Source organism: Halostagnicola bangensis, from assembly GCF_054653435.1.
Window position 1 is genome coordinate 3,109,815 of the sequence record NZ_BAAIGG010000002.1, and the last position, 13,079, is coordinate 3,122,893.

17 protein-coding genes and 3 pseudogenes are annotated in these 13,079 nt (G+C 53.5%); 14 read left to right on the forward strand and 6 right to left on the reverse strand.

The window, feature by feature from the left end; all coding sequences use genetic code 11:
• The first annotated feature begins 27 nt into the window (after positions 1 to 27).
• Together ACYQ14_RS17190 and ACYQ14_RS17195 are read left to right on the forward strand one after the other, a co-directional pair.
• A complete protein-coding gene (locus ACYQ14_RS17190) occupies positions 28 to 450 on the forward strand; it encodes a toxin-antitoxin system TumE family protein (RefSeq protein WP_459889678.1) in 423 nt (140 codons plus the stop codon).
• A 265-nt stretch (positions 451 to 715) separates the two neighbouring features.
• Positions 716 to 970, forward strand: a complete 255-nt coding sequence (locus tag ACYQ14_RS17195) for a hypothetical protein (RefSeq protein WP_459889680.1) — start codon at positions 716 to 718, stop codon at positions 968 to 970.
• 568 nt (positions 971 to 1,538) lie between these two features.
• On the opposite strand, the pseudogene ACYQ14_RS17200 reads toward ACYQ14_RS17195, so the two are convergent.
• Positions 1,539 to 1,839, reverse strand: a pseudogene (locus ACYQ14_RS17200) (DUF8008 family protein); the annotation flags it as partial.
• Between the two features lie 62 nt (positions 1,840 to 1,901).
• Between ACYQ14_RS17200 and ACYQ14_RS17205 the strand changes: the two are divergent.
• The 4 genes from ACYQ14_RS17205 (at position 1,902) to ACYQ14_RS17220 (ending at position 4,827) form a co-directional block, all read left to right on the forward strand.
• Entirely contained in the window at positions 1,902 to 2,252 is a 351-nt protein-coding gene (locus tag ACYQ14_RS17205) for a MarR family transcriptional regulator (RefSeq protein ID WP_459889682.1), read from the forward strand.
• Positions 2,249 to 2,593: a type II toxin-antitoxin system PemK/MazF family toxin gene (locus ACYQ14_RS17210; RefSeq protein ID WP_459889684.1), complete on the forward strand. Its 345-nt coding sequence runs from the start codon at positions 2,249 to 2,251 to the stop codon at positions 2,591 to 2,593. The genes ACYQ14_RS17205 and ACYQ14_RS17210 overlap by 4 nt, the downstream gene beginning before the upstream one ends.
• A 417-nt stretch (positions 2,594 to 3,010) precedes the next feature.
• Entirely contained in the window at positions 3,011 to 3,952 is a 942-nt protein-coding gene (locus ACYQ14_RS17215; RefSeq protein ID WP_459889685.1) for a MarR family transcriptional regulator, read from the forward strand.
• Between the two features lie 2 nt (positions 3,953 to 3,954).
• On the forward strand, positions 3,955 to 4,827 hold the full coding sequence (locus ACYQ14_RS17220; RefSeq protein ID WP_459889687.1) for a hypothetical protein: 873 nt from the start codon (positions 3,955 to 3,957) through the stop codon (positions 4,825 to 4,827).
• A gap of 232 nt (positions 4,828 to 5,059) precedes the next feature.
• Here the strand turns inward: ACYQ14_RS17220 and ACYQ14_RS17225 are convergent.
• A pseudogene (locus tag ACYQ14_RS17225) lies at positions 5,060 to 5,329 on the reverse strand (DUF8008 family protein); the annotation flags it as partial.
• Between the two features lie 342 nt (positions 5,330 to 5,671).
• On the opposite strand from ACYQ14_RS17225, the gene ACYQ14_RS17230 reads away from it, so the two are divergent.
• Positions 5,672 to 6,364, forward strand: a complete 693-nt coding sequence (locus ACYQ14_RS17230) for a nucleotidyltransferase domain-containing protein (RefSeq protein WP_459889689.1) — start codon at positions 5,672 to 5,674, stop codon at positions 6,362 to 6,364.
• Positions 6,345 to 6,860, forward strand: coding sequence for a DUF8154 family protein (locus tag ACYQ14_RS17235; RefSeq protein WP_459889691.1), 516 nt, complete (start codon positions 6,345 to 6,347; stop codon positions 6,858 to 6,860). The genes ACYQ14_RS17230 and ACYQ14_RS17235 overlap by 20 nt, the downstream gene beginning before the upstream one ends.
• Before the next feature lie 219 nt (positions 6,861 to 7,079).
• Here the strand turns inward: ACYQ14_RS17235 and ACYQ14_RS17240 are convergent.
• Together ACYQ14_RS17240 and ACYQ14_RS17245 are read right to left on the reverse strand one after the other, a co-directional pair.
• Positions 7,080 to 7,493, reverse strand: a pseudogene (locus ACYQ14_RS17240) (DUF8008 family protein); the annotation flags it as partial.
• Positions 7,494 to 7,496: 3 nt separating this feature from the next.
• Positions 7,497 to 7,634: a hypothetical protein gene (locus ACYQ14_RS17245; protein ID WP_459889693.1), complete on the reverse strand. Its 138-nt coding sequence runs from the start codon at positions 7,632 to 7,634 to the stop codon at positions 7,497 to 7,499.
• 80 nt (positions 7,635 to 7,714) lie between these two features.
• Between ACYQ14_RS17245 and ACYQ14_RS17250 the strand changes: the two genes are divergently transcribed.
• Together ACYQ14_RS17250 and ACYQ14_RS17255 are read left to right on the forward strand one after the other, a co-directional pair.
• Positions 7,715 to 8,014 carry a toxin-antitoxin system TumE family protein gene (locus ACYQ14_RS17250; protein WP_459889695.1) on the forward strand — a complete coding sequence of 100 codons (300 nt, stop codon included), beginning with the start codon at positions 7,715 to 7,717 and terminating at the stop codon, positions 8,012 to 8,014.
• Positions 8,001 to 8,441, forward strand: a complete 441-nt coding sequence (locus ACYQ14_RS17255) for an HVO_A0114 family putative DNA-binding protein (protein WP_459889697.1) — start codon at positions 8,001 to 8,003, stop codon at positions 8,439 to 8,441. Before ACYQ14_RS17250 ends, ACYQ14_RS17255 begins: the two co-directional genes overlap by 14 nt.
• Before the next feature lie 339 nt (positions 8,442 to 8,780).
• Here the strand turns inward: ACYQ14_RS17255 and ACYQ14_RS17260 are convergent, their stop codons facing one another.
• Positions 8,781 to 9,587: a DUF8008 family protein gene (locus tag ACYQ14_RS17260; RefSeq protein ID WP_459889699.1), complete on the reverse strand. Its 807-nt coding sequence runs from the start codon at positions 9,585 to 9,587 to the stop codon at positions 8,781 to 8,783.
• Positions 9,580 to 9,891 (reverse strand): hypothetical protein, encoded by a 312-nt coding sequence (locus ACYQ14_RS17265; protein ID WP_459889701.1) that lies wholly within the window; start codon positions 9,889 to 9,891, stop codon positions 9,580 to 9,582. Before ACYQ14_RS17265 ends, ACYQ14_RS17260 begins: the two co-directional genes overlap by 8 nt.
• Before the next feature lie 225 nt (positions 9,892 to 10,116).
• Here ACYQ14_RS17265 and ACYQ14_RS17270 point away from each other — a divergent pair, with 225 nt between their 5' ends.
• The 4 genes from ACYQ14_RS17270 (at position 10,117) to ACYQ14_RS17285 (ending at position 13,038) form a co-directional block, all read left to right on the forward strand.
• Positions 10,117 to 10,395, forward strand: coding sequence for a winged-helix domain-containing protein (locus ACYQ14_RS17270; RefSeq protein WP_488193331.1), 279 nt, complete (start codon positions 10,117 to 10,119; stop codon positions 10,393 to 10,395).
• Positions 10,396 to 10,695: 300 nt separating this feature from the next.
• Positions 10,696 to 10,914, forward strand: a complete 219-nt coding sequence (locus ACYQ14_RS17275; RefSeq protein WP_459889703.1) for a HalOD1 output domain-containing protein — start codon at positions 10,696 to 10,698, stop codon at positions 10,912 to 10,914.
• Positions 10,907 to 11,059, forward strand: a complete 153-nt coding sequence (locus tag ACYQ14_RS17280; protein WP_283835535.1) for a hypothetical protein — start codon at positions 10,907 to 10,909, stop codon at positions 11,057 to 11,059. Before ACYQ14_RS17275 ends, ACYQ14_RS17280 begins: the two co-directional genes overlap by 8 nt.
• Positions 11,060 to 11,217: 158 nt before the next feature.
• A complete protein-coding gene (locus ACYQ14_RS17285; RefSeq protein ID WP_459889705.1) occupies positions 11,218 to 13,038 on the forward strand; it encodes an ABC transporter ATP-binding protein in 1,821 nt (606 codons plus the stop codon).
• Positions 13,039 to 13,079: the final 41 nt, after the last annotated feature.

Here is a 13,079-nt window from a genome sequence, read left to right on the forward strand (position 1 = left end):
TCTCACGCACTTCGAGGCACTATCGACGTGACGAAACTCGATGCGTTCCGAGATGCGTTCAGCGCCATCGAACCGATGGCCTCAGGCGAAATCGATGACCGACTCAACCCCCGAGAACTCCGGCTCACGATACCATATGGCATCGGGGAGGCAGATACAACTATATTCACAGTTCGATGGACGACAGCGGGCGACTACAATATTCACTACTCGGATACGTCCGGGCGCAACCTTCGGTGGGATATCCACCCTCACGACTTTTCAGCACCGCCCGACGACCGACACTTCCACCCGCCACCAGACGCATCAAGCGTGGATACCCACGTAGAGACATCGTGTCTCAGAGAACCCTCAGTTGACATCGTTGCCCGGGCAGTTCACCTCTTGTGGCGACAAGCACTTGACGAGGGTTCGATGACAAACATAAACGCCGGAACGAACCAATCCTGACCGCGCTCAGTACAGGGGGAAACATGACTGGGAGAGTACCTACTTCTATGATAACTGCCAAAAACGCGCGCTAAACACAGAGGATGGATGCAGCACAAGGTATCTCGATCATTCATCACAAAATGTCGTAAATCAGCTGGTCAGTATGCGTGGAGGTAAAGGATATAGAAGCGCGCTGTTAACCCGCTTGAGATCCGTGGCCGTGATGAGGCGAGCGGGCCCGAATCCTAAAGTGGGATCGTTAACAACGGATAGCGCATCATCTATGAAACCACCTGAGTTCCGAACTAAAGAAGAAGAGCGAAAATTGTTGCGAAAAGAACTCAATTTAGTAGGAAAAATCGCGGTGGTCCTATCGATAGTTCCGATGTGTATTGGGATCCTCTTCCTAATCATGGGAATAGGAGAAGATGAACCACTCGCGGTGCTCGGTGCCTCAATTCCTGCAACAGGTTTTTTCACCCTCACACTGGCATTGATCGGATACGGCCTCTACTGCGAGATTCGATACTCGAAGTAAGGTAGTGAGCAATGACCCGGTGTTTTTCCCACAAGTCCATAACTGACCATGAGGGCCCGTACTGAACGATCACTTCTCTTGCAAATCGAACTAAATTTCACACGTCCCCCCTGTTGTATCCATCTTAAATCACCAAAATCTCGCTATTTGATAGAACATGTAGCGTTCCATTTGCACGTGTAGTGTGCAATATCTTCACGAGACCGTGTTGAATCGCCATAAGGCGGTAGGATTCACTGTTTCACGGCTCGCTTGATGTTATAGACGACACAATCAGGGCGATCTCTCGGAACTCACGGAACCAGGACCACGCTCGCACGGCGTAATGAGTGACGGAAGTTATGGGCATGGGCTGAGATGGGCGAGTAATGGGAGGAGACCGGCGAGGCGATCTCAGCCCATGCCCATAACTTCCGTCACTCATTAAGCTTTTGTGCAGCCCATCAGAAATCTTAATGATCGAGAGAAGTATTGGGAACAGCTGTACGAGGGAGTACCACTACAGGCCCCAGCTGCCGATAAGTGGGGTAGACCCCATTCCCAGAACTTAGCTAATTCATTATGATTTCTGAGGACGGCGAATCCAGTGTTTGAGATCACTGGCTTTGACGTATTCAGCTATCTCTCTGCGCCCGTTCTCTCACGGATTATCGCCAACACTCGAGTCAGTCCGTGCGTGCCAACTTCGTCGCTACTCGCGTCGGCAACGCATTCGCTGCTGAGCGCCGCATCTCTTCGTTCATTCTGGCGAGTTGTTGGGCTATAAGCAAGTCCTCGGAGGCGAGCTAGACTTCACCTCAACCAAGCGGGTCTGCAATCCCGGAGAGTCGGTAGGACGTCTCATCGTCGTCTTTGATGAGGCGATCGAGAATACAATCATACGCCACATTCAGGGGATAGAAATAATACACAACGTCCCCATGAGACGTACATGTCGATCGATATCAATCGATTCAACGAGAGCTCCTCGGAAGAACTCGAGGAAATAAGCAATCCGGAGTTAGTCCTTCGATTTCTCTGGGAGAACCGAGACCAGGCCTGGAAGGCGAAGAAGATCGCCCGGCGAACGGAGATTACTGAGAATTCGATCCATCCAGTACTTTCCCGCCTCGAGGATCGCGGGCTTGTCCGACACAAGGGTGCGTATTGGGCCATCACGGACGATAGTGAGCGACTTCGACAGGCGTACGATGTCCATCGATCCAACCAACTCTTTAACGACCTCTACGGCGAGGAGGATCGCGACAAGTGGATCGAAGCGAGCGAGCAGGCAAACGAATGACGGTGTCGCGAGGGACGATCGTTTACGGGGACGATCCCTTCAAAGGTGAAGACGCAACTCGACCGTGGGTCGTGATCAGCACTACTGAGATGCCGTTTCACGGCGATCAGTACGTTGCTCTCACGCTCACAACAAAGACTTGGTACGACGAGCACCTCCCGATCAATGAAACCGATCTTGTCGACGGTGGGCTCCCAGAACAGAGTTCGATCCTTCCCTGGGCTGTCGCCTCTCTCAGTCCAGATCACATCACTCGAGAACTCGGACAACTCGACGATTCCACCGTCAACGAGGCCGTCCTAGAACTGGTGTCGTATCTCGGGGTCGGTTCTCTAGAGTAGTTCACTGTCCATTTTGCGTGTCTCTTTTTGCAGGATTCTCCAGTGACAGCTGTTGTCTTCAGATTCACCTTCGATCCTTGTCCGTCAGTGTGACCACCGACGACCACTCGAGAAACGGACCCACCACTACCGAACCCATATGAAGTACCCCGCGCACGGTGACGCGGGGCATCCGTGTTTAGTCCTGCACTGCTGAAGCAACGGTTTCGGACGGGCCCTTGTGGGGTTTGAAGCCTCACGAAGCGGCCGCACCACGCCGTCGAGTGGGTTTCAGACACGAGAGGATCGAAGTATGCGAGCAAGCACCGAGATATTTTGGTCAGTCGAAGAGCGTCTGCAAATTGGGAGTAATATTCACTACAAGTGTTGAATCTTAGTGTCCAAGCGTATTTATATGAGTAGACATTAGATTTCAATATGATCCCGAGGGCTGCTTTGGCCATCCTCGATGTTATAAACAGCCAGCAAGAGGTGACGATCGATAGCCTAGTATCTGAGACGGATTATTCCAAGAAGCAAATTTACCGTGCTGTTGATCTACTGGTTGTGCTTAATGAAATCTCAGAGCGACGAGGATCTAAGCAGCGGAGAATTTTCCAACCTGGTACCGGGAAGATGATGACAGCGTTCCAGCGACTCTCGGTAAGCGCAAGCCACGTCGACTGGGGGAGTATTTTGAGGCCTTCTCTTCTTCGAGTCTGTTGGTATTTAGACGAGCCCCGGAAGATAGCCACGGTCGCGGAGCGGTTGGGGAAGACGGAGAGGGCAGTCTACTCGGCCCTCCAACCAATAACAGACCGAGCCATGCTCTCACCGTCTGGTCCACGGTACGCCCTCTCGGAGAACGTTCTCCAACTCCAAGGATTTGCAGATGCGTTCGTTCACCAGTGTCATCGATTGCGACTTCGGGACGTCTCGAGTAGCGGGATTATCGAATGGTACGAACCAACGCGAGTTCTGGTTCGCTCTCATAACCCGGAAGCGACAGCAAAATTCGAAAGAGCAGATGGCTGGCAAAAGACTGGTGTTGCCGCACTCGAGGAATATGGCCATCCGTTCCATCTACCCAGTGAGCCACTCTTCTGGCAGGGTCCAGAAGATGAACTCTCGCCCGAACAGGTCGTCTGCCACGTGATTCAGAGCGATCCAGAGCCTCGGCGCGTTAGTTACGCGATGCTTGTGATTGTGGATCTCGACCTCGATATTGACGTAATTTCTGAATTGGCAGACTGGTACGGAATTGCGGACATTGCCGAAGAGATCTGTATGGCCCTTGGGGAGAGTAGTAACTGGGGGGAATCTCGAAGATTACCCAGTCGTCGTGAGTTCAATCAGCTGAAGGCCCAGTATGGTGTATGATTATGGATGAATTCAGCAACTCAACCCAGATCAAATCATTTCTCGAGACAGTCGATGGCTGGTTGTCCGAAGACGTATCGCTCTCTTTGATGGGCGGGGCAGCGATGACCGCTCGGCGGATCAAGCCTCGAACAGACGATATCGACTTCGGATTCAGCACGGAAGAGCACTTCCAACACGTCCTCAATCGCTTTTTAGACAACGGATTTCTGATTGCTGAAGAGCCGACGAAGTCGATTGAGGGAGTTGGACGGACTGTCAAGATGTACAACGACGATGCGGGCGTTGAGGTGGATATCTTCGAACGACAGGTCGTGGGGAAGGTGTGGATCACGGACCGTATGCGAGAACGGGCAGATGCGTTCTGGACGGGGGAGCGGATTGAGGCACATCTGCTGAGTGAGGTGGATATTTTCCTACTTAAGGCAGTTTCAGGTGGTGACATTGGGGTTGGCCGGCGAACTGACATCGACGACCTACTACGGACTGCTCAGGCAGGTATTGATTGGGACCTCTTGGTCGGGGAAATCGTACATCAGCGGCCGTTCAATACGGGTCGTCACGAAGCGAGACTTCTACGCGATGGATCACATCCCCTACTCGCAATTGATATTTCGGTAAGCCATCTTGACGGGCTTCCCGACAACTTCACCGAGAGAGTAACCCAACTTGGGACGGATGCACAGCTTGAGCGGGTTGTTATTCAAACTATCGACGATGGAATCATGGAACCCAAGACGATCAGAGAAGGTGTGACCTCGAGTGTTGCCATACTCGACGAGGACGAATCAGAGCGAGTGACGGACGCGATCGAACGGTTGGTAGAGAAAGACGTTCTCCAACGCTGTGAGGGGAGCTTGCATCTAGCTGAGTGAACGATGAGTTGGAGACTCCAGTGACAGCTGGTGTCTTCAGGATTCCCTCCAAGACCTGTCCGTCAGTGTGACCACCGACGACCACTCGAGGGACACACCAACCGGTACCCAACCTGCATACAGCCGCGTTTTTGCTGTGGAATACGCTTCCCAGCACGCCCTTCGACCTCTCTCGAGGCGTCCTGTGAGTCACTGTCCCCGGTCATCCGAGGACACCAACTGTCACCGGTGCTTAGTCACCGTCTGTCGTTTCCCCGGGGATGTCGGCGTCGGCGGGCAGGACGAGCCGCCGTTCGGTGTACTCGAGGCCGTTTTTTCGTTCGGTTCGCTTGCGGACCGCGAGGCGGTGCTTGGAAAGCTCGAGGATCGCGTCGATGGTTCTCGAGACGAGTTTCTTCGCGTAGGTTTCGCTGGTGCCGGGTTCCTGGCGTCGGATCCAGTGTTTGAGATTACTGGCTTTGATGTATTCAGTTATCTCTCTGCGCCCGTTCTCCCACGGATCGCTCTTGTCTAGCACATTGTTGGTGTAGAGCGATCTTGCGATTCTATGCTAACCCAACCGAGAGTAGAACCCGGTCGCTTGGTCCTTAGACCGCTAGTCTCTGTTCCGGCGCTACCGTGGAGAACTGTATCAACAATTTCCTACGGAAGAGCGATTGTGTGTTCTTACCAACCATACTCATTGTTGCTAGTACAGTATTCTTATTCAAACCTCCCCGTGAAAGAAGTCGGGGCTGGTCACGGTGGTTCCAATTCAAGCGATGTTACTGTACTTGTAACACCTTATAAGCTAATATCGGTATTGTAATAAGGTTTAAGTTGTAGTGCAAAGTAATCCTTTACGATGAAAACAATATCGAACGATAATCAAGTTGATAGTACTTGTATAACGGTCGATATACCCCTTCTAGACGGTCGCTTATTCAAGGGCGAAGCCACAGATGACATCCTTCTATTTTTGACACGACATCACGACGAGTCGTTCTCAATGACGGACATCGCTGAGGCTGTCGACTATACGCGGCCGACGATTACGAAAACAGTTGACGTCCTCTCCAGCAACGACCTCGTCGTCGAAGAACGCGACGGGTCGCGTCGGCTCGTGCAGATCAACCGCGACCGGTTGACTCGACCAGACGAGCCCTACCTCGAAATTCCACAATCGGAGTTCCACGCTCCGGTGAAGGCCGCAACTGAGGTGTTACTGGACAAACTTGATGGCGTCCTCGCGGTCATCCTCTACGGAAGCATCGCCCGTGGAGAGGCCGACCGCCGCAGCGATATCGACCTCTGGGTGTTGGTACGCGAGGACAGGATGGGTAACCAACGGCGGGCGAACCAAGTCAGGCAATCCCTCGAAGCGGATACATTCGACGGCAACCGCTATGCCTTCGAGATTGATGTCGAGGGCCTCCAAGCCGTTCCGAATTACGCGGACGACCTGCAGGAAATCCTTCGCGACGGCATTGCCATCCACCGAACGAATGAGTTCGACACCGTCCGCGATATGGTTCTGCATGGTGATCTCGATGAGTGATCCCAATACTGTCAGGGAGGCACTTGACGCGGCCGTCGACGCCTTCAACGAGGAGGGTCACGGCATTCCGACCCGAGAATCGGAGATCGACACGGAGGCTGACTGGAAGACCCAACTCACAAAGGGATGTCGGCTCCTTGCCATCGTCGAGGAAATCGAGAGTAGTGGCTACTATACCGCTGTTGTCGAACTATGCTTTGGCACCGTTGAGCGGTCGCTGGAGGCGTTCGCCATTGCAGAGGGTGGCGATGAGTTGCGCGAGTTCCAAACGGACTCCCACGATCGCTGCTACGACCGGGCGGCGCGGTTCGGTCTTTTCACGCGGGATCTAACGCGTGAACTCAAAGACCTGTATGAGAACAATCGGACGGACAGCTACTATGGCGGCCGACACCCAACGAAGCGGCAGGCAAAAACGATGCATCGGTTAGCTCGTGAAATCCACCGTCACGTCACCAACCAGATCCGCGAAGGCGGCGTCTGCAACTGCGACTAGCAACCAAGTGACAGCTGTTGTCTTCAGATTCACCTTCGATCCTTGTCCGTCAGTGTGACCACCGACGACCACTCGAGAAATATACCAACCGGTAACAATCCCTTGTACACCCGCTCTCGTGCTGTGAATTAGTTTTCCGATAGAGTCACCAGGCCTCTCTCGAGGCGTCCTGTAATCCACTGTCCCCGGTCATCCGAGGACACCACCTGTCACCGGCGCTTACTCACTTTTCGTTTCACCAGGAATGTCAGCGTCGGCGGGAAGCACGAGCCGCCGTTCGGTGTACTCGAGGCCGTTCTTTCGTTCGGTTCGCTTGCGGACCGCGAGGCGGTGCTTGGAGAGCTCGAGAATCGCGTCGATGGTCCTCGAGACGAGTTTCTTCGCGTAGGTCTCGCTCGTGCCGGGTTCTTTCCGGCGGATCCAGTGTTTCAAATCGCTCGCGGTGACGTACTCCGCGACGCTCTTGCACCCGTCGTTCCAGGGAGTATCGTCGACGGTATCGTCAGTCCGCGCTTGCCACAACTTTGCTACCAACCGCGTCGGTACCGTATTCGCAGCGGAGCGACGCATTTCGTCGTCCATTCTGGCGAACTGCTGTCTCGGCAGCAAGTGGCCGTAGGCGAGCGAGACCTCTCCTCAATCGAACGGGCCCGCGCGAGCGCGAATTCTCTTCTGGTCTTCCTCTTTCTCGACCCCCTTCTCACCTGCTGTCACGTCCATCTCGTCGGCTTCACACACGTCCGACAGCGTCAACGCGTCCAGTTCACTACACACCTCCTCGAGATTGCGCCTAGCAGTCAGCAACCACCACAATTATATTGTATCGGGTTATAGGAGATAGTACGAAGGGCAACATGGCTGATGGAGATGTCGTCCTCGATCGAAACTTCGAGGTTGATGCTGGTGAAGGGACGCGCGTCCGGTTGTTCGCAGTCGAAAACTCCAGCGAACCTGGTGGGTATTACTACCGGTTTCAGTACTACGCGCCGGACGAAGGCGAGCAGATCCTTCGGTACGATAACGCCCACGATTCCGACGTCGGCCCACATCACCGCCACGAAGGTGATGCTGTGTCCGGAATCGAGTTCGATGGCTTCGAGGCCCATGTTGCCCGCTTTCGAAAGGAGGTGCTCCAGATCAATGCCCAACGATAATCACACTGCCCCCGTCCCTGGAAACGTGGACTATCCCGAGACGCTTCGTATCACAATCGCCTCGGCAGAGGATGCCTTTAACGAAGCGCTCGATGCTGCAAGCGCTGCCGAAGAGGGTGAACAGTCAGATGCAGTCGTCTCCTTCGAGAACGCCAAAGGGATACGACGGTTGCTTACCGACCGCCGGCTCGAGCTATTGGAGTCGCTGATGGGGAAGCCTGGTGAAAGCATCACCGAACTGTCGAACCGGCTAGACCGCAGCTATTCGGTCGTCCACGACGACGTCGAGGTACTCGCGGAGAATGGCATTGTGAAGTTCCGGCAGGAAGGCCAATCGAAGCAACCGTTCGTTCCGTACGAGACGATCGAGTTCGACGTGACGGTACGTGCGCCAGTTACTGGTGGCGATACTGAAGCGCCGGCCTGAGTACCGACGGTCAAAAATGCCGCCTGTCCGTACTGCAAGAACATCCTTTCCGAACAGAAAGAGTGGATGGAATTCCTGCAGCGGCTCTTTTGGGAAGGAGACTGGAACCGATGAGTTGGAGACTCCAGTGACAGCTGTTGTCTTCAGGATATCCACCAATCCCCGTCCTTCAGTATAACCACCGACGACCACTCGAGGGACACACCAACCGGTAACCAACCTGCATACAGCCGCGCTCTTCCTGTGAGTTTGACTTCTCAGAGCGTAACTCAACCTTTCTCGAGGCTACCGCTTCCCCACTGTCCCCGGTCATCCGAGGACACCAACTGTCACCGGCGCTTAGTCACCTTTTGTTTCACCAGGAATGTCGGCGTCGGCGGGAAGGACGAGTCGCCGTTCGGTGTACTCGAGGCCGTTCTTTCGTTCGGTTCGCTTGCGGACCGCGAGGCGGTGCTTGGAGAGCTCGAGTATCGCGTCGATAGTTCTCGAGACGAGTTTCTTCGCGTAGGTCTCGCTCGTGCCCGGTTCCCGTCGCCGGATCCAGTGTTTCAAATCGCTCGCGGTGACGTACTCCGCGACCGTCTTGCACCCAGTTTTCCAGGGATCGTCGCCGACAGCGGGATCGGTTCGGGCCTCCCAGAGTTTCGCGGCGAGTCTCGAGGGCAAGGCGTTCGCCGTCGAACGGCGCATGTCCGCGTCCATCCTGGCGAGTTGTTGAATCGGCAGGAGGTCGGCGTAGGCGAGCGAGACCCGTCCGTTCTCGAGCGGGTCGGCGCTTTCGGGAACGCGGAAGTAGGTCTTTCCGTCATCCTTGGTGATCCGCTCGAGTCGATCGCCAGGGACGTCGAGTTCGTGGATTGCCACGTTCGACGCGTGCAGGTGGGCACCCTTCTCGAGTTCTCTCGCCTGGAGTTCCTCGATCCGTTCCTTGTTGGTCCCGGCCTTGTTCAACGCCGCGTCGACGGCGCTCTCACAGCGCGTGCGCTCGCGTTCGCACGCCTCGAGTCGCTCCTCGAGGGACTGGACCCGCTCCGTTAATCGGTCGCGGTCGCGCTCGAGGTTTTCGATCCGGTCGGTTTTGGTCTCGAGTTCGGCCTCGAGGCTCTCGACGCGCGTTTCGAGGGCGGCGAATCGGTCGTCACTCATTTCGCTCACCTCGCGGGTCGTCGTCGGTGTTGTCGGGCTCTGGAATCGTCGCCTCGGGGCCGACCACGAGGAGAAGGGTGCGGTTCGTCTCCGCGCTGATCTCGCGCAGGCGTCTGCGGACAGCTCTCTGTTCGGCCGACTCGAGGTGCTCGAGTGCTGTTGGTCGGGTCGTCTCCTCGAGGAGGATGTTTGTGAGGTGGTCGATGGTCTCGAGGCGTTCTCGAAAGAGTCGCGTCGCGTGGTCTCGAGTCGATGCGTCTTGTCGGTCGGGACTTTGATTACCCCGTGGATTGTCGTCTGACATGGCTTCCGTAGAGTGGTTACGGGAGCTTTTCGCGGGCTGGTGGGGCTAACACCAGTCCGTTATCTGGACCGCTGAGCGATGAGTCCGAGTAGCTTCCGTACAGTTGCCCAACAAATCCCACCCACTTATAGACTAGCGTATTTACGCTATTATTGGGTACTGTATGAGCTACGATATCACAAAACCAAATCAAGTTAATGCGCGTCGGTGGGACCACTGCTTCGAATGCGTCCTCGACCAGAGTGGATGTCGTTGAAAGACGGGCTCATCCTCGAGTTCCTCGCCGAGCACGATCTCGAACTACCAGCGAAGCCACTCTATCGGAATCTCAATCGCCACGGCCACGAGATCGGCTACTCGACGGTTCGGCAACGATTGGGTGTTCTCGAGGACTACGGCCTGATCGAGAAAGTCGACGAGGCTGGCTATTATGCGATCAGTTCGAACGGAGAAGCCTATTTAGCGGGCGACCTCGACATTTCGGAACTCGAGCCAGCGGACTAGCTTTCTGTTCGGTGAGCCGGACTCGAGTAGCTGTTCTCGAGAGATAATTTCCAGTTTGAAACAGTAGTTATATGACACTACAGGGCATTGGGTCAAACGGAAGCCATGAATAGCGCAGATGGGCGTTTCCGTTGAAATGCCCCGGGTGGTCACGCACCCGAGACGTGGCTTCCAATCGCACAATGGATCGGTTGCCATGATTGGATTACTTCTCCGCGGGCTTAAACATCCCGTCCGACAGACGAATCGAAGTCGAACACACTGCGATGGTACTCGCGCTTTCAGCAGAGGGAGATCACCATGAGCACGACTACCGATAACCTGGTCGTGGACATCGTGCGAACGCTCGAGGAACACGGCCTTCCTCGAGACGAGTATCAGTTGGGTACAGAGTTCGATCCCGAAGCACTCGAGCGGTTGGTACAATCTGGCGATCAGTCAATCGAGGTCCGACTCGAGGTGCAGGGAATTCCGCTAATCGTGACTCCCGATGGAATACGGGTGCGTCGCGATGAGTGAGGGCGAGGAGCAGAGCGAGGACGACTGTCCGTTTCCGCTCTGTCCCCGCTGTGGGGAACCCGTGCTTCTCGTCACGAGTCGCGGTCCGCACGACCACGAAGCCAACCCCTGTGGCTGTCGAGTGAGTGGAAACCTGCTCGAGTAATTGGTTTCTCGAGTAGTCGGACCGTTTCTCGAACAGCAACTCTGTACGATTCCCCTTCTCGTTTCAAATCCCCGGAGAGAGCGACGGGATTTTATACTGCGCTGTGTGAGTACCGAATAATCCAACCCGCGCGTTCTCGCACGGGATGCTCTCTTCCAATGTCCGAAACTACTGATGGCGACCTCGATCTAACCTGGCGCGAAAAAGGCCAGGCGCTGTATCGCGTAGCGAAGTTTCAGCCGTTTTTCGCAGCCGGCGTTATTGTATTGGCTGTGATTGCGGCGCTGCTCGAGGGTATTGGGCTTAGTTTTCTGATGCCGATCGTCGAGGTTGCGCAAGGTGAGACTGCTGCTGAGAATGCAGATGGGATTCTCGGCGCGTTTTTTACAGTCTATGAGTTTCTGGGAATTGATTTCACGCTCGGCTATCTTGTTGCTGGTGTCGCGTTGATTATGACCGTGAGGTTCACGACATCCTTTTTAGTAGGATGGTTTCGGGCTGCGATCGAAACTAAGTATGTACGACATTTACAAGAGGAGTCGTTCACTCATGCATTAGATGCAGAAATTGCATATTTCGATGAAGAGGGGTCAGATGATATCCTTAACGCAATTGTCACACAGGCAGAATACGCGGGACAGGTAATTAGGTACACGATTAATGTAATAGAGCAAGGTCTTCTTGCATTGATGTATCTTTCAATTGCAATGATCTTATCTCCATCACTTACAATATTGACAATGGTTCTTCTCGGTGGAGCGACGTTCCTATTTCGTTCCGTCCTCGAAACTGGCTACTCTCTTGGAGATCAGGTCGCAGATGCTAAAGAGGGAATTCAATCGAGTGCACAGGCAGGTACGCAAGGAATTCGTGAGGTGAAGTTGTTCGGGATGACTGAGGAACTAAAACAGGAGTTCTCCAGGTCAGCAGAACGGTTTGAGACAAATCGAATTAAAGTTGAGAGAAATGATGCGGCAATCACTAATTTTTATCAATTGGCGACAGCGGTAACAGTCTTTGTCCTAATTTACCTTGCACTTACATTTTCGGCAATGAACCTTGCTGAACTGGGTGTGTTCCTTTTTGCAATGTTTCAGTTAGGTCCGAAAGTAAGTAACCTGAACAAGTACGTGTATCGCGTCGAAAGTGAACTCCCACATTTGGTGAGAACACAAGAATTCATTGATGAGCTAGTACAAAATAGTGAACCTAACAAGGAATCAGTAGCAACCCCGTCCCCGATAAAACATACGCACTTCAATAATGTTTATTTTTCATATGGAGAGGAGAACGAAAACACGCTTCAGAATATTTCATTTAAATTTGATGAGGGCGACTTTGTTGCATTCGTTGGCCCTTCAGGGGCTGGTAAGTCCACAATTGCTTCTCTCCTTGCGCGGATGTACGAACCAGACCATGGCGAAATTACCGCAAATGGAATCCCTATACAAAACCTTGACATTCGAGAGTGGAGATCAAGAGTGACTGTAGTAAGACAAGAACCACACATATTCAATGACACACTTCTACAGAACATCACCATAGGAAACCAAAATGCAACAAAAGTAGAGATTATAGAGGCATGTGATATCGCACAGGTTACTGAATTCCTCGATGATCTTCCAAATAGCTACGACACAGTCCTTGGAGATCAAGGTGTAAAGCTTTCTGGAGGGCAACGCCAGCGTGTGGCTATCGCAAGAGCACTGCTGAAGGATGCCGATTTACTGATCTTGGATGAAGCGACAAGTGACTTAGACACGTCTCTTGAAAAGAAAGTTCATGAGGGCATTGAAACAATGGATCGAGAGTACGCAATGCTTGTTATTGCACATCGTCTATCTACTGTGACAAACGCAGATAGAATATACACAATGGAAGAAGGAAATATCGTTGAATCAGGCTCCCATAAGAGACTTGTGTCTCGAGAAGGAAAGTACTCAGAATTGTATTCATTGCAGTCAACCCATTCAGAGTGAATATGACACACGCCCATATGTGACTGTTAAATTAAGACCAT